Origin of the sequence: Bacillus sp. KICET-3 (assembly GCF_033261025.1) — a bacterium.
Lineage (GTDB): Bacteria > Bacillota > Bacilli > Bacillales > Bacillaceae > Bacillus > Bacillus sonorensis.
The window spans coordinates 2,423,038-2,446,133 of the sequence record NZ_CP137345.1; the positions used below are offsets into that span (position 1 = coordinate 2,423,038).

General features: G+C 47.8%; 19 protein-coding genes and 2 pseudogenes. 1 reads left to right on the top strand and 20 read right to left on the bottom strand.

The window, feature by feature from the left end; all coding sequences use genetic code 11:
* Positions 1–14 precede the first annotated feature (14 nt).
* The 13 genes and pseudogenes from R5H20_RS12310 to R5H20_RS12370 form a co-directional block, all read right to left on the bottom strand.
* A complete protein-coding gene (locus R5H20_RS12310; RefSeq protein ID WP_006637154.1) occupies positions 15–926 on the bottom strand; it encodes a hydroxymethylglutaryl-CoA lyase in 912 nt (303 codons plus the stop codon).
* A gap of 17 nt (positions 927–943) precedes the next feature.
* Entirely contained in the window at positions 944–1,156 is a 213-nt protein-coding gene (locus tag R5H20_RS12315) for an acetyl-CoA carboxylase biotin carboxyl carrier protein subunit (protein ID WP_006637155.1), read from the bottom strand.
* Positions 1,153–2,511 carry an acetyl-CoA carboxylase biotin carboxylase subunit gene (locus R5H20_RS12320; RefSeq protein WP_006637156.1) on the bottom strand — a complete coding sequence of 453 codons (1,359 nt, stop codon included), beginning with the start codon at positions 2,509–2,511 and terminating at the stop codon, positions 1,153–1,155. The genes R5H20_RS12315 and R5H20_RS12320 overlap by 4 nt, the downstream gene beginning before the upstream one ends.
* 42 nt (positions 2,512–2,553) lie before the next feature.
* Positions 2,554–4,191: an AMP-binding protein gene (locus R5H20_RS12325; protein ID WP_006637157.1), complete on the bottom strand. Its 1,638-nt coding sequence runs from the start codon at positions 4,189–4,191 to the stop codon at positions 2,554–2,556.
* A gap of 34 nt (positions 4,192–4,225) precedes the next feature.
* On the bottom strand, positions 4,226–5,383 hold the full coding sequence (locus R5H20_RS12330) for an acyl-CoA dehydrogenase (protein WP_006637158.1): 1,158 nt from the start codon (positions 5,381–5,383) through the stop codon (positions 4,226–4,228).
* A gap of 159 nt (positions 5,384–5,542) precedes the next feature.
* The gene (locus R5H20_RS12335) at positions 5,543–6,814 is read right to left on the bottom strand and encodes a glutamate-5-semialdehyde dehydrogenase (RefSeq protein WP_006637159.1); all 1,272 of its coding nucleotides are present in this window, start codon (positions 6,812–6,814) and stop codon (positions 5,543–5,545) included.
* Between the two features lie 24 nt (positions 6,815–6,838).
* On the bottom strand, positions 6,839–7,957 hold the full coding sequence (gene proB / locus R5H20_RS12340) for a glutamate 5-kinase (RefSeq protein ID WP_006637160.1): 1,119 nt from the start codon (positions 7,955–7,957) through the stop codon (positions 6,839–6,841).
* 34 nt (positions 7,958–7,991) lie between these two features.
* Positions 7,992–8,846, bottom strand: a complete 855-nt coding sequence (gene proC, locus R5H20_RS12345; protein ID WP_051056665.1) for a pyrroline-5-carboxylate reductase — start codon at positions 8,844–8,846, stop codon at positions 7,992–7,994.
* 331 nt (positions 8,847–9,177) lie between these two features.
* Positions 9,178–9,855, bottom strand: a complete 678-nt coding sequence (locus R5H20_RS12350) for a YetF domain-containing protein (RefSeq protein WP_006637162.1) — start codon at positions 9,853–9,855, stop codon at positions 9,178–9,180.
* A 124-nt stretch (positions 9,856–9,979) separates the two neighbouring features.
* Positions 9,980–10,570: an adenylyl-sulfate kinase gene (cysC, locus tag R5H20_RS12355; RefSeq protein ID WP_006637163.1), complete on the bottom strand. Its 591-nt coding sequence runs from the start codon at positions 10,568–10,570 to the stop codon at positions 9,980–9,982.
* On the bottom strand, positions 10,567–11,730 hold the full coding sequence (gene sat / locus R5H20_RS12360; protein ID WP_006637164.1) for a sulfate adenylyltransferase: 1,164 nt from the start codon (positions 11,728–11,730) through the stop codon (positions 10,567–10,569). The genes cysC and sat overlap by 4 nt, the downstream gene beginning before the upstream one ends.
* Positions 11,693–12,833: pseudogene (locus tag R5H20_RS12365) on the bottom strand (anion permease). Before R5H20_RS12365 ends, sat begins: the two are co-directional and overlap by 38 nt.
* Positions 12,834–12,847: 14 nt before the next feature.
* A complete protein-coding gene (locus R5H20_RS12370) occupies positions 12,848–13,558 on the bottom strand; it encodes a phosphoadenylyl-sulfate reductase (RefSeq protein ID WP_006637165.1) in 711 nt (236 codons plus the stop codon).
* 666 nt (positions 13,559–14,224) lie between these two features.
* On the opposite strand from R5H20_RS12370, the gene R5H20_RS12375 reads away from it, so the two are divergent.
* On the top strand, positions 14,225–14,989 hold the full coding sequence (locus R5H20_RS12375; protein ID WP_006637166.1) for a phosphosulfolactate synthase: 765 nt from the start codon (positions 14,225–14,227) through the stop codon (positions 14,987–14,989).
* 19 nt (positions 14,990–15,008) lie between these two features.
* On the opposite strand, the gene R5H20_RS12380 is transcribed toward R5H20_RS12375, so the two are convergent.
* The 7 genes and pseudogenes from R5H20_RS12380 to gltD form a co-directional block, all read right to left on the bottom strand.
* Entirely contained in the window at positions 15,009–15,632 is a 624-nt protein-coding gene (locus R5H20_RS12380) for a YitT family protein (protein ID WP_006637167.1), read from the bottom strand.
* Between the two features lie 87 nt (positions 15,633–15,719).
* Positions 15,720–16,826 carry a mandelate racemase/muconate lactonizing enzyme family protein gene (locus tag R5H20_RS12385; protein WP_040348066.1) on the bottom strand — a complete coding sequence of 369 codons (1,107 nt, stop codon included), beginning with the start codon at positions 16,824–16,826 and terminating at the stop codon, positions 15,720–15,722.
* A gap of 17 nt (positions 16,827–16,843) precedes the next feature.
* Positions 16,844–18,088, bottom strand: coding sequence for an MFS transporter (locus R5H20_RS12390; protein ID WP_006637169.1), 1,245 nt, complete (start codon positions 18,086–18,088; stop codon positions 16,844–16,846).
* A 91-nt stretch (positions 18,089–18,179) separates the two neighbouring features.
* Entirely contained in the window at positions 18,180–19,196 is a 1,017-nt protein-coding gene (locus tag R5H20_RS12395; RefSeq protein ID WP_006637170.1) for a glycosyltransferase family 2 protein, read from the bottom strand.
* A 21-nt stretch (positions 19,197–19,217) separates the two neighbouring features.
* Positions 19,218–20,915, bottom strand: a complete 1,698-nt coding sequence (locus tag R5H20_RS12400; protein WP_006637171.1) for a DUF6044 family protein — start codon at positions 20,913–20,915, stop codon at positions 19,218–19,220.
* Between the two features lie 148 nt (positions 20,916–21,063).
* A pseudogene (locus tag R5H20_RS12405) lies at positions 21,064–21,261 on the bottom strand (hypothetical protein); the annotation flags it as partial.
* A gap of 342 nt (positions 21,262–21,603) precedes the next feature.
* On the bottom strand, positions 21,604–23,085 hold the full coding sequence (gltD, locus tag R5H20_RS12410; RefSeq protein WP_006637172.1) for a glutamate synthase small subunit: 1,482 nt from the start codon (positions 23,083–23,085) through the stop codon (positions 21,604–21,606).
* Between the last annotated feature and the right edge of the window lie 11 nt (positions 23,086–23,096).

The following is a 23,096-nucleotide window of genomic DNA, read 5'->3' on the forward strand; positions in this document are numbered from 1 at the left end:
ATGGTCTCCCTCCTTTATGGCAATTTGCCGAGTGATTTGGCGGCCTGCAAATTGCGGCTCGGCAGCTGCCTTCCCATTTTTTCTTCGACCCATCTCGCTGCCTTGAGAAGCTTCCCAAGATCAACACCGGTCTCAATGCCCATTTGGGCGCACATATAGATGAGGTCATCTGTTGCGGCATTTCCGGAAGAACCCGGCGCATAAGGACAGCCTCCCAATCCCCCGCATGCCCCGTCAAAAGCCGTGATTCCCATGTTCATGGCCGTCAGCATGTTGGCGAGTGCCATCCCTCTTGTATCATGAAAATGAACCGCGATCTTTTCTTTTGGAAAGCGTTTCAGCAGCGCTTCCAGTACGATTTCCACCTGTACGGGATTCGCCGCGCCGATCGTGTCGCCTAGGGACAGCTCGCAAATGTCCATGTCGAATAGTGTTTCAGAGATGCGGATGATCCGATCCAATGGCACGGCTTTCTCATAAGGACAGCCAAATACAACAGAAAGGTAGGCCCTTGCAGTACGTTTCGCCTTGATGGCTTCTGTGATCACCTCTTTCAGGACGGGAAGCGTCTCATCGATTGTTTTGTTGATGTTTTTCAGGTTGTGGGTTTCGCTTGCCGACATAAAGACGGCCGCCTCGTCGATATCCCCTTCAAGCGCCCGTTCAAGCCCCTTTGCATTGGGGACGAGCGCTGCATATGTGACTCCCGGCTTCCGCTTGATTCCTTTGGCGACCTCCAATGCATCGGCAAGTGGCGGAATCCACTTAGGATGGACAAATGATGTAATTTCAATATAGGGAAGCCCTGTAAGGGAGAGCATGTCAATCCAGGCGATTTTGTCGCCTGTAGAGAGCACGCCGTTCTCATTTTGCAGACCGTCCCGCGGTCCGACTTCTTTTATGCGGATGTTATTTGGAATGTTCATCTGCTTTCCCCCAGACGCTATTGAAGCTCTAATAATACGTCTCCTTCATCAGCAAAATCGCCCTCGCGCTTTTTGATCTCTTTTACAGTGCCGCTCGTTTCCGCCACAATCGGGATTTCCATTTTCATTGACTCTAAAATGGCCACCTCCTGTCCTTTCTCGATTTCATCTCCCCGACGAACTAAAATTTTCCATATGTTGCCCGCCATATTGATGACAACTGTATTCATAAAGCCCCTCCTTTTGGTTTCAATACATGCCGCTGTATAAAATCGGTTTGCACCCCGCCTTTTTGAAAGGCAGGAGATCGTACGATTTCTTCAAGCAGCGGAATGTTTGTTTTGATTCCAGCCACTTTGTATTGCGAGAGCGCCGCGCGCAAGGTTTCAATCGCTTCACATCTGCTTTTTCCTTTCGCAATCATCTTGGCGATCATCGGATCATAATACGGGGTGATGGTCATGCCGGCTGATACGGCGCACTCGTGGCGGATGTTCGGATGTTCCGGCAGCGTAAAGGCGGTGATGCGTCCCGGCGATGGAAAAAACGTTTTCGGGTCTTCAGCGTAAATTCTGACTTCAATGGCGTGGCCGTCCCGTTTTACATCTTTCTGTGAGAAAGAAAGCGGTTCGCCGGAGGCGATATACAGCTGCTCCCTGACAAGGTCAAGCCCTGTAATTTCTTCTGTGACCGGATGTTCGACCTGAAGCCGTGTATTCATTTCCAAAAAATAAAAACGATTCTCCTGATCTACTAAAAACTCAATTGTCCCCGCATTGGTATAACCGATTGACAGAGCGGCCTTTACAGCGGCTTCACCGAGTTTTGCCCTCATGTTTTCATCAAGCAGAGGGGCCGGGGCTTCTTCGATGACTTTTTGCTGCCGCCTTTGGATCGAACAGTCGCGCTCCCATAGGTAAACGGCATTCCCATAGTGGTCTATTAGAATTTGAATTTCGATATGGCGTGCATGTTCGACAAACTTTTCAATATACATGGCGCCGTCTCCGAAAAAATCGGCCGCCCGCTTTCTGTTGCCTTCATACGCCTTTTTTAATTCGTCTTCATTGCGAATCAGCTGCATGCCGATTCCGCCCCCTCCAAATGAGGCTTTCAGCATGACGGGGAAGCCGATCGACCGGGCGGTGCCGACGGCCTCATTCAAACTTGACAGGCTATGCGTGATTCCCGGCACAACCGGAACCTTCGCTTTTTCCATCGCTTTTCTCGCTTCAATTTTATCTCCCATTTTTGCGATGACATCCGGGGAAGGCCCGATAAAGATGATATTCTCTTCTTTGCACCTTTCAGCAAAACGGCTGTTTTCCGAAAGCAGCCCGTATCCCGGATGGATGGCATCGGCTCCCGCTTGTTTAGCCGTTTCGATGATTTTTTCGATATTTAAATAGCTTTCATTGACGCGCGGCTTCCCGATCAGCCAGGCTTCATCGGCTGCATTTACATGCAGGGATTCCGCATCTGCTTCAGAGTATATGGCCGCTGTTTGGATGCCGAGCCGTTTACAGGTGCGGATGATGCGAAGCGCGATTTCTCCGCGGTTGGCAATTAGCAATTTTTTAAACAAAAAAGCTCCCCCTTTCATGTTAGTCGGGCATTGACAACAAAATTACAGTTTAAACATCTCATGCGCCTGTTCCCTTAATTTGAATTTTTGCACCTTTCCTGAGGCCGTCATCGGAAATTCATCAACAAAGACAACATGGCGGGGAATTTTATAGCGGGCGATTTTTCCTTTGCAATACTCCCGGATTTCTTCGGCTGTTGCATGTTCTCCGTTTTTGAGCTTGATCCAGGCTGACACTTCCTCGCCGAATGTTTCGTCAGGTACGCCGACAACCTGGACATCGAGTATTTTTGGGTGCTGATATAAAAATTCTTCGATTTCCCTTGGGTATATATTTTCGCCGCCCCTGATGATCATGTCTTTTAATCGTCCTGTAATCCGGCAGTAACCGTCATCATCCATCACAGCCAAATCGCCTGTATGCAAAAAGCCTTCATCATCAATCGCGGCGGCTGTCGCCTGCGGATTTTTATAATAGCCTTTCATGACATGATAGCCGCGTGTGCAAAGCTCGCCTTGCCTCCCTCTTTCCACCTCCCGGTTGTTGTCAGGATCGGTAATTTTCACTTCAATATGAGGGAGGGCCCGGCCTACTGTTTCAACCCTTCGCTTGAGTGAATCGTGAACTCTTGTCTGGGTAATCACCGGTGAAGCTTCTGTCTGCCCGTAAGCGATCGTGATTTCGGAAATTCCCATTTTTTCAATGACGCCTTTCATAACCTCTGTCGGACAATTTGAGCCCGCCATAATCCCCGTTCTTAAAGAAGACAAATTGTATGAAGCGAAATCTTCGTCATTCATCTCGGCGATAAACATCGTGGGAACGCCGTGAAGCGCGGTGCATCTTTCGGATTCAACGGTCTTGAGCACTTCCCTCGGGCTGAATTCCTGAACGGGAACCATTGTGGCGCCCACGGTGACACAGGCCAGATTTCCAAGCACACAGCCGAAGCAGTGAAAAAAAGGAACCGGGATACACATGCGGTCATTTGCCGTTAAATTCATACATTCTGCAATATTGACGGCATTATTGGCTAAATTGTAGTGGGTCAGCATGACGCCTTTCGGAAAACCGGTCGTGCCTGATGTATATTGCATATTGATCACATCGTGTTCATTCAGGCTGGCCATTCTTTCTTCAAGCTCTTTTTCGCTGGTCAGCGAGGCTTTTTCTAAAAGGTCTTCCCAGAGATACATCCCGGGTTTCCTGTTTTTCCCGAACAGCATGATATGTTTCAAAAAAGGCAGTCTGTCAGATTTGAGTTCGCCCGCTTTGGAGTTTCTCAATTCGGGAAGAAGTTCATAAAGAATATCAGTATAGGAAGTGCCGCGGTAGGAATCCATGAAAAGAAGCGTGGTCGAATCCGATTGTTTTAGTACGTATTCCAGCTCTGATAATTGATAATTCGTATTCACTGTGACGAGGACCGCTCCGATTTTTGCGGCGGCAAATTGGACGGTCAGCCATTCAGGCCTATTTGAAGCCCAAATGGCAATGTGTTCACCCTTTTGAATGCCGAGGGCCATCAATCCTTTTGCCGCTTTCCGGCATAGCTGGTCAAATTGCTGATACGTATAGCGAAGGCCGAGGCCGGTATAGACGACAGCTTCATGATCAGGCGCTTTTTCCGCCGTTTTTTCCAATAGCTTTCCAATCGTCAAATGGATCCGCTCTGCCACTCGTTTCTCTCCCCTTCTACAGAAAGCGTTTTCATTAATAAGCGATTTTGTTCATGCCCAGTTGTCTCGCGATCACAAGCCGCTGTATTTCTGATGTTCCTTCACCGATTTCCATCAGCTTCGCGTCACGCAGCATCCGTTCCACTCCATATTCCCTCATATAGCCGGATCCGCCGTGAATTTGAATCGCCTGATTGCACACTCTCACAGCCATTTCCGAAGCAAACAGTTTGGCAAAAGCGGCTTCTTTTGTGAACGGGCGGTCTTGATCCTTCAGCCAGGCGGCCTTCAGCACCATATTGCGGGCAAGCTCAATCTCCACCGCCATATCGGCAAGCTTGAACTGAACCGCCTGAAAAGAAGAGATCGGCCGGCCGAATTGCTTCCGCTCGTTTGCATAAGCCAATGAAGCGTCAAAAGCGGCTTGGGCGATTCCCACTGCAAGCGCGCCGATCGAAATCCGCCCGCCGTCAAGCGTTTTCAGGAATTGTTTAAACCCTTTCTCAGGGCTGCCGAGCAGATTTTGCTTCGGAACCCGGACATCTTCCAATATAAGCTGTGATGTGTTGGAGCCTCGCATCCCCATTTTGTCGTATTCGCTTTTGATGGTGAAGCCTTCGGCGTCTGTCGGGACGATGATCGCTGAAATGATATGTTTTCCGTTTTTATCCTTGCCTGTCACCGCTGTGACAATGACGGTGCGGGCGTATCCCGCATTTGTAATCCAGCATTTTTCCCCGTTGATCACAAAGTCGTCACCGTCCTCGCGGGCCTTTGTTTGTGTGCCCCCGGCGTCTGATCCGGCATTTGGCTCTGTCAGCCCGAACGCTCCCAGCGCTTCGCCTGAGGCAAGCGGTACAAGATATTTCTGTTTCTGTTCTTCTGTGCCGAAGTAATAGATCGGCGAAGCGCCAAGAGAAACGGCGGCTGCATAGCTGAGCCCGGTGCTGCCGCATGCTCTGCCGATTTCTTCAACAGCCAGCGCATAGGAAATCGTATCGCCTCCTGATCCGCCGTAGCATTCTGGAAACGGGATGCCGAAAAGGCCGAGCTTCCCCATTTTGCGAAAGGTTTCAATCGGAAATTCTCCTGTTTTGTCCACATGCTCGGCATGAGGCGCGATTTCGTGTTTAGCAAAGTCTCTGGCAAGATCGCGGACCATTTTCTGTTCTCTTGTCAATTCGAAATTCATCAGATGCCCCCCTTTTTTTCTCGTCAATATGTTGAGCGGCAAAACTTTGTAACATTATATTAAAAACGTGCGGTCTTCATGCCAGAGGATTTCGGACAGGCGCGGATTTCCCCGGTTGAACGCACTAAAAAACCCGCCGGCTTCGGCGGGTTTTAAGCTTTATATTCTAATGTGTCCATTTCCGGTCAGCATATATTTGCTTGTCGTCAGGTCATTCAGCCCCATCGGTCCCCGAGCGTGAAGCTTTTGCGTTGAAATTCCGATCTCCGCGCCGAAGCCGAGAGCTCCGCCGTCTGTGAACCGGGTGGATGCGTTGTGATAAAGCGCCGCGGCATCAACGGCGCTGAAAAAGGCTTTTGCCGTTTCCTTATTTTCCGTGACAATCGCTTCAGAATGCTTTGTACCGTATGTTTCAATATGGTCGCACGCTTCATTCAGATTGCTGACGACTTTGACGGCGATATCAAGACTTAAATATTCATTTCGCCAATCGGCTTCATCGGCGGGTTTTGCGTCTGGAATGAAGCGGATGGCCTTTTCGTCGCCATGGACCCGGATGCCGTGTTCGTTTAAAGCGGTGATCAACGCATTTTTGTTTTCTTCAAGCCATGTTTCATGGATGATCAATGTTTCTAGCGCATTGCAAACAGCCGGCCGGTCTGTTTTTCCATTGATCAGAATGCTGAGCGCTTTTTCAGCGTCAGCCTCTCTGTCGATATAAAGATGGCAGTTGCCCACCCCGGTTTCAAGGACGGGGACTGTTGCATGTTCTACGACTTCTTGAATTAAAGCGCCGCCTCCCCGGGGAATCAGTACATCGATGTGTTCCTTCATCGTAAACAGCTCTTTTGCAGCGCTCCGATCAGTGCTCCCGATAAATTGAACGGCATCATGGGGAATGTTTGTGCCGGCAAGGGCTTCATGCATGACAGAGACGATCGCTTGATTGGAATGCCTGGCAGATGATCCGCCTTTTAAAACGATCGCATTTCCCGATTTTAGAGCAAGACCGGCCGCATCGACGGTCACATTTGGCCTCGCTTCATAAATCATGCCGATGACACCGAGAGGAACGCGGACTTTTTCCGCTTTCAACCCGTTATCAAGCGTCCAGGCTGACAGCGTTTCGCCGACGGGATCATCCAGCTCTGCCACCTCTTTAAGGCTTTTGGCAAAGCCGTGCACTCTCTCCTCGTTCAGTGACAGCCGGTCAATATATGCTTCATCATAGCCTTTGTCTCGTCCGGCTTCTGTGTCTTTCTTATTTTCAGTGAGGATCAGTCGCATGTTTCTCTCAAGATGGTCCGCCAGCGTGTACAGCGCTTCGTTTTTTTCATTTTTTGTGACCTGTCTTAAACGTTTTGCCGCTTTTTTTGCTTTTATCGCTTTTTCTTCGATGTGTGCCCGGATGCCTTTGTCAATTGCCGTCATGGTCAATTCCTCCTTTTTTGATCCTTAAAGCGGGATGGATAGCTCCAAATGACAGACAAACGCGTCTCTGTCTACGACAGCCTGTGAGGAAGCTGCTGTTTCCTGATTCGTACCCTTCTTCCATTTACGAAGCTGGGATGAAGAAAAATTGACGACGCCGAGGCCGATTTCTTCTCCCTCCTGGTCAAGGATTCGAACGACGGAACCGTTGCTGAAACGGCCGTTTATTTCGTAAATACTAGAAGGATACAGGCTTTTTCGGTCGATGATCAACTCTTTGCTTTCATTGCTGACGATGATGTCGCCTTCTGGGCCAGAGTTAAAGGCTATCCATTGTTTTTTATGATTGAGGGTGTGTGAAGCGGCGTTCGGTTCAAAATACGTTCCCCGCGCGGTCCCGCTGATGGCTTCATATAAAATATCCGGACTGTCGGCGCGCCCCAAAAAACCTTTGATGCCTGAGGCCATTGTGATTTTAAATGCGTCCAGTTTTGATCTCATACCGCCGGTGCCGACATCACTTCCGGCGTCTCCGGCTGATGCTTCCATTTCCGCGGTGATTTCATTCACTTCTCTTATCAGATTGGCATTTGGTGTTTGCCGCGGATTTGCATCATAAAGTCCGTCTATGTCTGAAAGAATGGTCAGCACATCAGCATCGATCAGGCCGGCGACCTTCGCTGCAAGCGTATCATTGTCACCAAATTTGAGCCGGTTTACGGTGACCGTGTCATTTTCGTTGATGATTGGGATGATTCCGCGCTTCAGCAGGACATTCATGGTGTTTCTCACATTGTTGTACCGTTTTTCATCAGAGAAATCGCTTCTCGTGATTAAAATTTGTGAAGCGATATAGCCGTGGGATAAAAAGAGTTTGGAATAGGCCTCTATCAACAACCCTTGGCCCACTGACGCAGATGCCTGCTTTTCGGGCAGTGTATCAGGCCTGTTCATAAATCCGAGCTTTCGGTATCCGGCTGCAACCGCACCTGATGATACGAGCAGCACTTCATGCCCTTCATCCTTCAGACGGACGATCTGTTCGACGAGCTTTTCGAGTTTTTTGCTGCTGATTTCGCCGTGGAGGCTTGTTAACGAACTGCTCCCCACTTTGACAACTACCCTCTTTTGCTTAGAGGTCATTTTATCACTCCTGTTTTTTCGTTCATGTCCGGTGCTACTTTACTGTGACGAATCGTTCCAATTCCCGGCTGATGGTTTTCGAGCGTTTGGCTGCATGTTTGATCGCCTGTTCGATCGCTTCGCCGCCCCCGCTTTCTTCCAAAGCTTTCAAACCGGCAGCGGTCGTACCGTTAGGAGATGTGATGTTGTCTTTCAGAACAGCGGTATCTTCAGGGCTTTCCAGAAGCATTTTTGCGGCGCCGAGCAGTGTCTGCGCTCCGATTTCCCTCGTTAATTTTCCGCTTAATCCGGCTTCTGCCCCTGCTTTTTCGATATGCTCCATTAAATAATAAAAGAAGGCTGGCCCGCTTCCGGCAATTCCTGTGAAAATATCCATTTTGTTTTCGTCGATGGCATAGACCTCTCCCATGCATTGGAGCAATTGCTTCACGGTTTGTGATTGATCGGCGGAGACTGCGCTTCCTTCAGACATCGCGGTTGCCGAGGCGCCGATCGTACTGGACGTATTCGGCATCATTCTGATGACGGGCTGCTTATCGTGCAGCGCTTTTTCGATAAATGAAATTGGGATGCCAGCTAATACTGACAAAATAAGCTGATGGGGTTGAATATGCGGTTTGATGGAATGAAGAGCATTTTCGGCGTCCTTGGGCTTCATCGCCAATATGAAACAGTCGATGTTCTGATAATCGAGCTCTTCTTTTTTAATGCCCTGTATTCCATATTTCTTTTGGAGTTCCTGTAAACGGCGGTGATTCTTATGGTTGGTCACATAGATTTGGCTGGCGGGCAGCTTTTTGGATTGGATGATGCCTGAAATCATCCCTTCCGCCATGGAGCCTGCTCCAATAAAAGCTACGTTTTTTTGCTTAATATTGATCTTTAACATCTCCCTTTGTTCGCATTTCTGTTCGTATTTTTCGAACACGGTTAGTATATTAACACTTTAGATATTTATGTCAAGTTTGCATGCTTTGACTGGACGGGATTGAAAATGCGGAAAATGGAGATTTTTGCAGAAAAAAGGAAGCATAAAATATGTCTATTTGGAAAGACCGGCCCTTTGCCTTATGCATGTTTTGTCATGAGAAGGCATTTTGTCTTATGAAAGCGGGGAAATCCAGAACTTTTGGCGCGGTTCAATAGGATGAAATCAAGACAGAACTGCAGCAAAAGGAAAACCGCGGGTCTGAAAGAGCCGGAACCCGCGGTTTCTCACGTCAATATTGAGTAATATAAAGCTCCTCTTCATCACCCCGCCATTCCGCATACAGCACTTTGCTGTAATCTGTTATGTTTTGGCGTGATAATTGATGCTGAAGCCAGCTCTCATCAAAGCCGGCTTCCTTCAGGTTTTCCTTTCTTAGCTGGCCGTCAAGAATAAGTGCGATAGGAAGCTGAATGGATTTATACGGGATGTTTAAGTCTGCTCTCGTCGGGATCCCGTATTTATGTTTCGGAAGGACGCTGATTGAGCCGTCGGTTTCCAATATGGCGTACTCGATTTCATGAAGGGAAAAACAGTTCTTTTCGCGCGCTAATGTTTGCAGCTGGTTTAGATCCAGTTTATTTTTTTTTAAGGCTTGATAATTGATTTTTCCCTTATTGATGATGATGCTCGGCTGTCCTTCGAGGAAGCCTCTTATGCTTTGAACTTTTTGTGATAGAATCTCGATCGTATAGATGAGGACTCCCCAAACAATGATGGCAAAGAGGATCTTCCAAATGGTCACTTCTTCGTCAAAAATCGCATTTCCCACCATCTCTCCCAAAATAAGCGCGGAAATGAAATCAAACGGGGTGATTTGGGCGAATTGGGTTTTCCCTAGTATCTTCGTCGTAATAAATAAAGCTGCAAATCCGATTGTCAGTTCAACTGCTAAATGTAAATAGTCCATCAAGGTTCCCTCCCGATTCTCTCTTCATTGTTAACAATCGGGATGCAGTTTAAACCTCCGGTGTTTTCGGCATTATCCCTAAAAACGATCGAAAAAGCTGATCCGCCGTCTTTTTGAACAAACGTTATATCCATTCTTTTTCTTTTAAAAAACCAATAATGACGTCAGCCGCTTCATCTGCTGTGCAGCGGTTTGTATCGATAGTCAATTCAGGGCTGACAGGGGGTTCATAAGGAGCATCCACCCCGGTGAAATTCTGAATCTCCCCTTTTTTAGCTCTCTGATAAAGCCCTTTCGGATCGCGCTTTTCACATATATCGAGCGGACAGCTGACATGAATTTCGATAAATTCCCCTTCGGCAAACAGCGTTCTGATTTGGTCGCGGTCTTTGCGATGCGGTGAAACGAAAGCGGTCAGAACGATTTGACCGCTGTCAACAAAGAGCTTGGCAACCTCTCCGATTCTCCGCAAATTTTCGGCCCGATCTTCCTTGCTGAAGCCGAGACCTTTATTTAAACCGTGCCTGATATTATCCCCATCCAGCACATAGCTTCTCATACGCGACTGATGCAGCCGTTCATCCACCTTGTTCGCTAGCGTTGATTTTCCGGAGCCCGGAAGTCCGGTAAACCAAAGCACACCGCTTTTATGCTGATTGAGCCGCTGCCTGTCGGCTTTTGTAATAGATGGCTGGTGCCAAACGATATTCGTCATCTTTTCGGGCTCACCTCTTCTGCAGTCTGTTTTTTCATGCCTTTAATCAACACATCGCTCACTTCAGGTCTTGTAAATTCCTTTGGCGGCTTTTGCCCATTTCTGAGCATTTCCCTTACCTTTGTTCCTGATAAATGGACATGGTCTTCCTTGCCGTGTGGACATGTTTTGAGCGATCCCATATGTCCGCATATTTTGCAGTAAAAGCAATGTTCAAAAAACAATGGCTCAATTCCGAGCTCTTCTTTTGTAAATCGGCTGAAAATATGCTGGGCATCATAGGTGCCGTAATAGCTTCCGACTCCCGCGTGATCGCGTCCTACGATAAAATGCGTGCAGCCGTAGTTTTTGCGGACGAGGGCGTGAAAAATCGCTTCCCGCGGCCCGGCATAGCGCATAGCCGCCGGAAATACTGCCAAACAAACGCGGTCTTTAGGATAATAGCGTTCTAAAAGCGCCTCATAGCTTTCCATTCTGACATCAGCCGGGATATCGTCTGATTTTGTCTGTCCGACGAGCGGATGTAGAAGCAGTCCGTCAACGATTTCCAAAGCCGATTTTTGAATGTACTCATGGGCGCGGTGCACCGGATTTCGGGTTTGAAAGCCGACGACGGTGTTCCAGCCCTGTTTTTTAAACAGCTGTCTCGTTTCTTTCGGGTCAAGATAAAAGCGGCCGAACTTTTCCCGTTCCGGGCGGCGGATCATCATGACCCGACCGCCCATATACACGTTCGGACGTTCAAACAGTTTCTTTACCCCCGGGTGGTGCGGGTCGGCTGTTCCGTAGACGTTCACCGCCTCCTGCAGTTTGTCGGGCATATACAGATCGGTAACAGTCAAAACGCCGTAGACGATTTTGTTTTTGACGAGTTTGACGGAGTCGCCGATATTGATCCGCCTGATCGCTTCTTTCGTAACGGGCAGTGTGATCGGAATGCTCCACGCGATCCCGTTTGAAAGGCGCATCTCATTGACGACGGACTGATAATCCCGTTCATTTAAAAACCCGGTTAAAGGGCTGTAACCGCCTGTGGCAATAAGCTCAAGGTCGCTTAACGCCATATCATCCAGTTCGACTTCATAGACAGCTTGATTTTCCGGATGGCAGGCGTCCATCCGGCTAACTAAAGTCCCTCCATGCGGCTGGTTCTCTTTCATGTTTTCTCCTCCCGACGATCGATTTTATATTGTTCCTTTGCCGATTGTCTCTGGGCTCCCATTTGCCGGTCTGCTTCATCAGGCTGACAATACCGAGCGTGGCGAGGAAGACGCAGAAAACAACAGCGACTGAATAAAGATCAAAATCAAGAAAGATTTTGACAAGACTATAAGAAATAACAAGCGAAAAAACAGGTGAAACAATCCATACTTTCAGCAGTTTCGCAATGAGGCTTTTACGAAAGATCACCTCTCCCTTTCTCAGATAGTCCGATTCCGATGATGCTGCATGTCGTAATCTGGGTTTGCGAAACCGGGATGCCAAGCAATGATGTGCCGATCACTAATGCGGCTCCAAGCCCTGAAACGGCAGATCCCTGTAATAGGGAGAAATTCGTGATTTTTTTGCCGTTTGTTTCAATCACCCTGCTGCCGAGGCAAATCGCGCCGATTGCAACGAACAAACCGCCCCAAAATGTTCCGCTTTCAATTGATAACAGTCCTGCTCCTACAAGCGGCCCTACGGAATTGGCGACATTGTTCATTCCGGCCGAAAAGGCCTCAAAAAAACCCGTCAACACAACCAGCACGGCCAGGATGCGGGACCATTTTTTGCGTTTCAGCCATTTCAGTCTTCGTTCTGCGCTTTTGATCAACTGTCCGAGGAAAAAAGCGAGAAAAAAAGCAATGATCGGGACGATCAGCCAATACATGACAATGACAAGCAATTGATCTGTAAATACCGCCTGAAAAGCGATGCCCACACCGACGATCGAGCCGACTGTTACTTCGCTTGTTGAAAGGGGAATGCCCGCCATGTTCGCAATAAAAAGCGATACAGCTGACGCTCCAAGAATGATCACGACAATATTCACATTAAGAATGGACGGGGGGATAAGGCCTGAACCGATCGTTTTCACCACTTCTCCCCCGCCTATCATCGCTCCGAGAAAAACGCCGATACCGCTGATCCACAGGGCGGCCCGCCTTTTCCGGACGGCCCCTGCTCCATAGGCGATGCCCATTGCTGCCGCTGCACCGCTGGCTCCGATATTCATGGCGAAAAATAAAGCGATTATAAATGCCAAAACTGTAATCGTCATCTTCTACACAGCCCCTACCGGAATTGATGCAGCCCGCATTCTATTTTATCGCGATGGGCCCACCTTCCCGCTCTTAAATCGCCTCCCTCTGTCACAGGCAGGGTGCATACCTCACATCCGATGCTGGGATAATGCCGGTCATGGAGCTTGTGGTAAGTGAGTGTATTTAATTTGATGTAATTCCATACATCATCCCATGTCCAGTCAATGAGGGGACATATTTTAATCAGTTTAAATTTTTCGTCCTTGTTGATATAGCGGACATGCTTTCTTGTTTCCGACTGTTCCCGCCTGAGTCCGGTAATCCAGGCATCCATGCCGGAAAGATGTTTGCGAAGCGGCTCGATTTTGCGGAGATTGCAGCAAAGGTCTGGCTGATGCTTCCAAAGCTTCCTCCCATACCGGTCTTCCTGCTCTTTTAGCGTCAAGTCAGGCTTCAAAAAACGAATCGACAGGCTCGGATACCTCTCTTCTATTGTTTTAATCAGGTCATAGGTTTCCTGAAAATGCAAACCTGTATCTAAAAAAACGATGTTTGCATCCTTTTTGATCTTTGAAATTAAATCGATTAAAACGATGCCTTCCGCCCCGAAGCTGCAGGCATACACAATGTTGTCATACGTGCGGTATGCCCATTTCAAAACATCCATTTCGCCGCTAAAGCTTTCCATGGCCTTTCTTGCATCGTCTTCATTCCACGTATCATACGTTAAAACGTCGTTCATCTGTTTTCCCCCACTTTGATGGATCATAAAGAATTACGCGTCACAAAAACAGTTCCGCCTTCCGACTGCCGATAAAATAAATGGAAAGAACATATAGGCAGATTATTCACTTTCCAAAACAAACGTGCTCCGGAAAAGCTTTTCATCATCGTTTTTTTAAGCCTCAAAAACGTCACCAGGCGAAAATACATCCATTCTGAGGTGTGAAGGTGTATCAAGTACTTCTTGGAGGGAAAGAGAAATCCTATCATAAAGGGATTTAATATCATGGCAAATGAGGAGAAACAATAGATACCCATCTGGCAATTATATATGTTATGTTTGTCTCCCCCTCTCTATCCCGCGGCGGGAACAAAATCAGGAACCTTATAAAGGGGGGCGAATATAATGACTTTGACTTCACAATATAGATAGATACCTATGCGCGATCAGCTGTACAACTGATTGGCTACAAACAGCGCTGCCCCTAGGGAGGTGAAGACCTGAAAAACTCCTTGCCGGATAAGCGAAACATCTTCTGATAGGACAGCCGACAGAGGAAGCAAACGGAAAAAATACATCTTTTAGAAACGGCCGCCCGCCATTGTGACAAACAACACATTTTTTATATGCATGGAACATACAGCGACTATATTATGAAAGTCAAAGATTGTGAGGGGTAATAGAATGATTACATCTGAATTGAAACTGCCTGAAAGGCAGCTCAAACCGAGAACAAACGGGATCACCATACTGATTGATAACGGAGTTCCCCTAAATTTATTTCAAGATACCATCAGCGGGGCGGCAGACTATATAGACTTCGTCAAATTCGGCTGGGGAACATCTCTCATCACAAAATGCCTGGAGGAAAAGATCGATTGTTTAAAGGAAAATGATGTTCAATTCTTTTTTGGAGGCACCTTATTTGAAAAGTTTTTAAGCCAGGATAAGATTGAGGATTATTATCGTTATTGCAAATCTTACGGCTGCCGGTATGTGGAAATATCCAACGGGACGATCCGCCTGTCCAATAAAGAAAAAGCCAGCTTTATTTCCGATTTTTCAAAAGAATTTCATGTGTTCAGCGAGGTTGGCTCTAAAGATTGCGCGATCAGCAATGAGCAGCAGTCATCAGAATGGATTGATTTCATCCTTGAAGATCTTGCAGCAGGATCTGAAAAGGTCATCACAGAAACAAGAGAGGGCGGAACGAGCGGTTTATGCAAAAGCGATGGAGAGATGCGCTCCCAGCTGATTGAAGACATTCTCATGTCTGGGGTTCATCCGGAACATTTGATTTTTGAAGCGCCGACGAAAAAACTGCAGACGTGTTTTATCGAGAAAATCGGTCCCGATGTGAATTTGGCGAATATTTCTTTTCAAGATGCCATTCCTTTGGAAACGCTGAGGCTGGGTCTTCGTTCAGATACGTTTTATTTATTTGAATAGGTTCGCCCCCCGGGCGGGTCTATTTTTTATTGCGATAACCGGCAATAGGCATAAAAAGCGGACGGAGACGAATCTGATAGATCGCATCGATGATTTTGGTTGAAATCCATTGGCAGACTAACGCTTGAATCACGATCCCCCAGGCGATGACAGAAGCGGTTAAAAGAAAGATGCAAGCATTCATCATAAATAATGCCGTTCCGGGCTTTCCACCGCGGTAAATCGAAATCATTAAAGCGAGGGCGCCGAATCCCCCGTTTGAAATATTGTATTTATATAAAATACCGACGCCGGTTCCTAAAAGAACGGCTCCGTAAAATAAATCGAGCCATACGTTGTCCGTCGTCATTGCAGGAAAAAGAGATTCAAAGATCTGCACCGAGACGGATGTCATCGTAATTGATGCCATCGTTCCAACGACCGTCACCGGCTCGAGCCATTTGACGGCTGTCAGGAGCAGTGAAAAGTTCACAGCCCAGACCGTTAAACCGTGTGGGACCTGAAACCAAAAATTCAGCAAAACGGCTATTCCAGCCGCCCCGCCTGAAGGAATATGGTTCGGAAATAAAAACAGCGCCATGCCGAGCCCCTGCAGCACGCTGCCCCACAAAATAGCATGTGCAATTTTACATTTTCTTCCCATGCGGATGTTATCCCCTTTAAATGAACTTGTCCTCTCTTCACTATATGAAAGGGGAAAACAAAAATATAACAGGTTTTCTTCTGAAGGTCATCGGTAGTTTGTCCCGTCCCAAAGATGTGCTTCAACGATTTCAGCATCCACTTCAATTTGATCCGGCACCTGGACATGGCCGTTTTCCAGTTTAAAATGTACGAGACGCGAGAACGGATTTTCCATCACATCCCATTCGACCGGTTCGATGTCTTCTCCGGACATTTTTGACCACGGCGCCAAGCAGGCCTGGGCGAAAACCGCGTACAATCTGGACAGCGCTCCGTCATAACTGTGCGGGGATACACGTCTGCCGAAATGACGGGCAAGCTGCAGCGCGTTCTGAAAATCGTCGGTTCCATCGCAATGCATAACATTAGGCTGAATAATGTCGACGGCATGCTCAACAAGCAGCGGCAAAAACTGTTTGGCGCCCTTCTGATTTTCTCCCCCGGCGATCGGAACAGAAAGAGCAGAGCGCAGCAGCTGATACTCCTTGACATCATCAAACGGCATCGGCTCTTCAAACCAAAGGAGGTTCGGCCAGCCCGAAAAATAGCGCTCCCATCTGCGGGCGGCAGCCATATCGTAACTTTGGTTGGCATCTGCGATAAAACGGACCTTTTGCTCCGTCATGTCTTGAAAAGCTTGTAGATGTGAGAGATCGTCCGCAAACGCTTTGCCGCCCGTTTTGATTTTGACCTGATCAAACCCGTCACTGACAGCTTGTTGAATCAAACGGAGCGAATGACTGATCCAATCGGCTCTGTCTGAATAGGATTGAAAGGAGGCGTAAACCGGGACGCGTTCTCTCAGTTTCCCTCCCCATAAATCACAGACAGAAAGGCCGGCTTTTTTCGCGGCAATTTCCGTGAGAGCCATGCTGACAGCAGCCGCGGCCCGCTGATGCCACTTCTTGATAACGCCGACGATCTTCAGGCGGTCAGTCGCTTGTTTTCCGATGACATAAGGGATGATCCGTTTCTTAAAGCCGGCTTCCAATAAGGGAAGCCAGTCAGCGCACTCTCCCCAGCCAGTGAGCCCCGAAGCCGTTGTCATCCGGATTAAATAGCACGTCCTGTAGTTTTTGTAGCCATTCGCATCGCCGTATGGCGAGGAAAGCTTGTGAAATAGCGGAAACGTTTCAACTCTTTCGATACGCATCATGTCTTCCTTTCCCATTATCTTGCGTCAGCCGGCTGCAGCCCTTTTGGCCCCTTCTTTGGCTTGTCCTCCTTTTTAACGTGGATCATGGTGAGAACGAGCACGCCTATGAAGAGGGTTAGCCCCGCGATCGTCATAAACATTCCGAATTTTGACCATTCCATCAGCCTTCCGAAAATCGGCGGACCGATGGCAACCCCTAAAAACCGGACAGAACCGTAAAGCGAAGTCACAAACCCCCGTCTTTCTTTGCCGACTGCGCCTGTTATGAAACTGTTGACGCACGGCAGCACAAAACCGGTCCCAATGCTGCTGACGACAAGAATTGAAATAAACGGAATCAGAGCGGAGAAGAATGACAGCGTCCCATAAGAAATCGTGATCAATCCAAGTCCGATCAACATCAACCTTTTCATCAGCCGCTGATTTTGTCCGATTTTACTTCCGGTTATATAGGAAGTCGTACACATGACTAGAAGGGGAATCGCCAAAATCAACCCTTTTTTTACACCGTCCGTTTGAAACTCCTTCTCCAGCACATCTGATAAGTAAAACAGAATGCCAAATAAAGTGAACAAACAGATCGCACCTGCCAAATATGCTGTGAAGAGCCATCTGCCCTCATGTTTAAAAACGCTCACAAGCCCCTTTGCATATTTTCCAAAAGCGGGGGGCTCTTTCTTTTTATTGTTTTCTTTTATAAATATCCAGGTCAACAAGATAGGCGCAATGCAAAAGGCCGGAAAGGCGAAAAACACCCAATACCAAGCGATTAAAGCGATCAGCGAGCCTAATATCGGAGACAGCACCTTCCCGAAACCGTTGGAAGCCTCGACAAGTCCGAGCACACGGCTTTCGTCTGCGCCTTTAAAAAGATCTCCCGTCAGCGCCATGGCGAGCGGAGCTGTCCCTGCGGCTCCGAGTCCCTGCAGCCCCCTGCCGATCAGAACCCAAGGAAAAGCATTTTCAAATGTCGTGGAGGCGAATCCCGCGAGAATTCCGCCGATTCCATACAGAAACAAACACGGAATGATCACAACTTTTCGAGAAAATCTGTCGGCCAGGTAGCCAAGCAGCGGAATGAATACGGCCGCCGTAATCGAAAATACGGTAATGACAAGACTGACCTGGAACTGCGACAGATTGAGCTCAGACTTGATTTTAGGCAAGATCGGAATCAGCATTGAATTTCCCAATGTCATGATGACAGGAATTGATCCGATGGCGACAACGGTCAGCCCTGAGGTTTGTTTTTCTGCCATTAGCTTGTACATCCTTCCTTCTACAAAATAAACTTGACATCTCAATTAGAATATCCGCAAGAAGTAGATGCTATTCTTATCCATCCGCCCTTTACATCAGCTTTGTTCCTTGGATTTTCTCATGGCCCTGCCGGCCGGAACGCCCCAGCCGTTCTGTATACAGATCGATGTCTACCGCATATTTCGGGCGGTTCTTGACTTCTGTAAAAATCGTTCCGATATACTCGCCGATAATACCGATTCCCATTAATTGCAAGCCCCCCAAAAACCATATGGAAATGATCAGGGATGCCCATCCAGCATTCGTGTAGCCGAGCATCTTTTGAATGATCGCGTATATGCCTGCAATGCCGCTTAGGAAAAATAAGAAAAAGCCGATAAATGTAAAAAAGCGGATCGGAGCGACGCTGAATGACGTAATGCCGTGAAAAGCAAACGACAGCATCTTTTTTAGCGGATATTTTGTCTCACCTGCAAGTCTTTCCTTTCGGTCGTAAAACACCTTTGCCGAGCGGAGTCCGATCATTGGCACGATGCCGCGCAAAAAAACATTGGCTTCACGGTATCGTCCAAGCTCGGCAAGCGCCCTTTTGTTTAACAGGCGAAAATCGGCGTGATTGTCAATCAGACGGATGCCGAGTGTATTCATCAGCCGGTAAAACCATGCTGCGGTGGTGCGCTTAAAAACAGTGTCGGTTTGCCGGCTGCGGCGGACGCCGTATACAATTTCATATCCTTCATGGTACTTTTTGATAAATTCGCGAATTGCTGAGATATCGTCCTGAAGGTCGGCATCGATCGAAATCACGCAGTCTGATTTATACTTCGCCCTGTCGATCCCTGCCAAGAGCGCCTTTTGATGCCCGGTATTGCGGGCCAATTTTAGTCCTGTGACATAATGGTTTTTTGTGCTTTCCATGGCGATCAACGACCATGTGCGGTCAGTTGATCCGTCATCAACGAATAACAGTTTGCTGTCGGCTGAAATCAATTTTTCTTTTGCCAAATCGCTTAAAACGGCGGTCAGCCGCCTGGCCGTTTCTGAAAACACTTCCTCTTCGTTGTAGCACGGTATGACGATCGTTAATAAAGGCTGCGGTACATTCAATGTGCTTCCTCCTCTATGCTGTTATTTGGCTTCGTATACATAAATGTCCCAGGCCGATTGCGGATGGCTGAACCGTTTTAAAAATGTCAGCTTGTTTTGTTCAGCGTTCATAATCGGAACCGATGAAAATATATAGCGCCCTCCCATTTCTTTAAAGGCTGCAGTGTTTAACTCCAGGTTCTTGATTTTTTTCCTGGAATTCTTTTTAAAGGCATAGTGTTTCCCAAGCTCTGAAACAAACAGGTAGCACCGGCTCCCCCATTCATCGAAATAGCGCTTCAAGCCGGGACTCTTCTCGAGCTCCTTGGCAATGATTTTCCGAAATTGGTATTTATATTTCAGCGGATAAATATTGGCATATGTATCGAGCGTATAAAAACCATTATATTGTGCGATCGCCGGGTGGAGGCCAATGCTCGCCACCCTGTATGACTGCTTTGGACGCCCGATGAATTGTTTGATCTGCTGAAATTGTTCTTTCGCATAAAATTCCCGGAAGGTCGGCGAATGATGGTAAGCGCCATAGGTCAGCTCCTCGTGAAAAGGAATGAGAACGATCAGCTGTGCGATGAGTGCGGCGTTTACAAACAGCCGCCACCTCTTTCCGAGCCGCCACAGGATATAGCACGCCACCGCAAAGCTGACATAGATCACAAGCGGCCGCAAAAAATGAAAACGGGCGAAGTTAAATGCCGTCAAAAGGCTGATTTTTTCTTTCGGCAAAGCCCACAGCTTGTTAAACCAAAACGCATACCATAAAGAAAGCGCATAATTCAGCACAACGAGAAAAATGAAGAGTTTTTCTTCGCTGCGCCGCCGCCCCTGCTTCCCGATTGTCACGAAAAAAGTGAGCAAAATCACCGGCAGAATCACGGCGGTATGAACCGTCATCACATGATTATGGCCGAGGACGAAATTTTTAAAAGACAGCCGGAAAGAGTGCCAGATGTCGTGACGCGATGAGATAAACTCCACACGGTGCATCATCTCGCCTGAAGCGAAGATTGAATAAACGAGCCGGTATTCGGCAGCAAGGAAAATCCCCGTCATGAAAGCGATGCTTCCCAAAAAAGGAAGGTTCCAATCGCGTTTGGTGATCAAATCATACAGCCAAAAGAGCGATACGGCTGCAAGGAAAAAGAAAAAGCCGAGGACAAAGCTTGAATAGAACGGCAATAGACCGAGTGTAAGCCACTCTTTCAAGGAAAAATCGCGCGCCCGGATATTTAAAAAAGCCCACAGTGCAAGCGGATGACCGAGGGTGCTCAGCATTCCGGACGGCCAAAACGGTGTAAGCGCAAAAGCGAGAGAGACGCCGATTCTGATCAGATACGCTTTCTCAGCACGGATGACGTGCTTTTTTAACAGCAGATACATGCCGATAAAGGCGAAAACACGTGTGATCGTTTGGCTTAACGCGTATGCGGTCATTGACGGAAACAAGGCGTGCAGCCAGACGATTCCGCTCCACTCCGTTCCGTACGCATCACGGGGAAGCCCGTTGATGATCTGCGGGATGACGGCTTTCACGCCTCCGAGCAATTGTCCGCTTTGCGCCAGCACTTTATACCAGGCAATATTTGAATCAAGGTTGTCGTGAACGCGGATATGGGCGTTCTCATTTAAGATGTAAAGCGGCAATACATAAAGCAAAATTGCAGTGAAGCCGAAGAAGAGCCATATGGTCTCCCGGCTGATCTTTTTTGAAAATAATGACATGAACACAACACATCCATCTTTTTTTCTTGTTCCAAGAGAAGAAATTTTTGGGGGCGCTGTCACTTTATTATTGCTTCAGCCGGTTTGAAAAATTCATCAAAATAAAAAAGAGGCTTTCCGGGCTGCCGGAAAGCCTTCATTCTTACCACGGATAGTAAGGATAGTAAGGATAATACGGGTAAGGAAACTGAAAATAAAAGTATGGGTAAGGAAAAAACGGCGGACGTGGCCGAGGCCGAGGCCGCGGTCTTGGCCGTGGGTATGGATAAGAGTATGAATAGGGCTGCTGTCTTTCATCTGTGATCTCCTCAAAGTCATTTTCGAAACTGTAGTTTTCTTCCAACATCATAACCTCCTCATGGGATTGAATACTTTAGGCTATGCAGAATCCCATAAAATGGAGTACGTACACATCGCGATTAATTCCGATTCCCTCTCTTTCCTGGATATAGCATGCCATCTTGTCTGAGCCGAATCATAGCGAACCTATGGCACCGCTTCAGCCCCTTTTGCAAAACGGGCTGTTTTTTCTTGAAACAAGATAGGCTTGCGCATCTTGAAAAAGATCATACCACCGTATGTTTTGCCGACTCGAAGATATTGTACCGAATCAATAAAAAGCCTGGTCCATGATCCTGCAATCAGGTTCATGAACCAGGCTGTCATTTATGATCATACCCCTTTGTTTTTACGGAAGTACAGAAGCCCCCATCAAATATTTGTCTACTTCACGGGCGACTTCGCGTCCTTCATGAATGGCCCAAACGATTAAGCTTTGGCCTCTTCGCGCATCCCCTGCGGCGAAAACCCCCTCGACATTTGTTTTAAAATCCCCGTATGCTGCGTCAACTTTGTTTCTGACCGCTTTTACCCCGAATTGCTCCAATAGCGGCTGATCTGTCCCTTCAAAGCCGATGGCGATGAAAACAAACTGGGCAGGCCAGACTTTCTCTGTTCCCGGAATTTCATGAAATTCGAACTTGCCTTGTTCGTTTTTCACTTTTTTCATTTGAATCGTGTGCAGTTCTTTAAGATGGCCATTTGGATCAGCGACCAGTTTTTTCGTCTGAATGCAATATTCTCTAGGATCGCGTCCGAATTTTGCCTCCGCTTCTTCATAGGCATAATCAAGCGAATAAACGTGCGGCTGTTCCGGCCACATGTTTTCACCGGTTCTTGTGTCAGGCAGTTTCGGATGTTTGCCGAATTGGACGACGCTCCGCGCTTTTTGGCGCAAAGCCGTCGCAACACAGTCCGCACCCGTATCTCCGCCGCCGATGACGATGACGTCTTTGTTTTTCGTATTAATGAATTTTTTATCTTTAAAATTTGAATCCAGCATGCTTTTGATTGTGCCTGTTAAATAGTCCATTGCAAAATGAACGCCTTTTGCCTCGCGTCCCTCAATCATAAGGTCGCGCTGTTTCTGCGCCCCTGTGCAGAGGATGACCGCGTCATATTGTTCTTTCAGCTTATCTGCTGTGATATCCTTGCCGATTTCTGTGTTTGTGATAAAATCGATGCCTTCTTGCGTCAATAGTTTGATGCGGCGCTCGACGACGCTTTTTTCAAGCTTCATATTCGGAATCCCGTATGTCAGCAGGCCGCCTGGGCGGTCTGCGCGTTCATAAACGGTGACAGAGTGCCCGGCCTGATTCAGCTGGTCCGCGCTTGCCAGCCCTGCCGGACCGGAACCGACAATCGCAATTTTCTTGCCGGTCCGTTTTTTCGGGATGCGCGGTTTGATCCAGCCGTTTTCAAATCCTTTGTCAATAATCGTCCGTTCGATGCCTTTGATCGATACGGCCGGATCGGAAATCGCCACTGTACAAGAGCCTTCACAAGGCGCCGGACAGACGCGCCCGGTGAATTCGGGAAAGTTGTTCGTTTTCAGGAGGCGCTCAAGCGCTTCTTTCCATCTTCCCCGATAGACAAGGTCATTCCATTCCGGGATTAGGTTATGAATCGGACATCCGGACGTATAGCCGCCAATATCCATGCCGATTTGGCAAAAAGGTGTGCCACAGTCCATGCAGCGCGCTCCTTGTCTTTTCGAAACTTCCTCAGAAAATGGAGACGAATATTCGTTCCAGTCGTTTATCCGCGTGAGAGGATCACGTTCAGCAGGCTTTTCCCGCTGGAATTCCATAAATCCTGTTGCTTTGCCCATTTTCCCCTCCC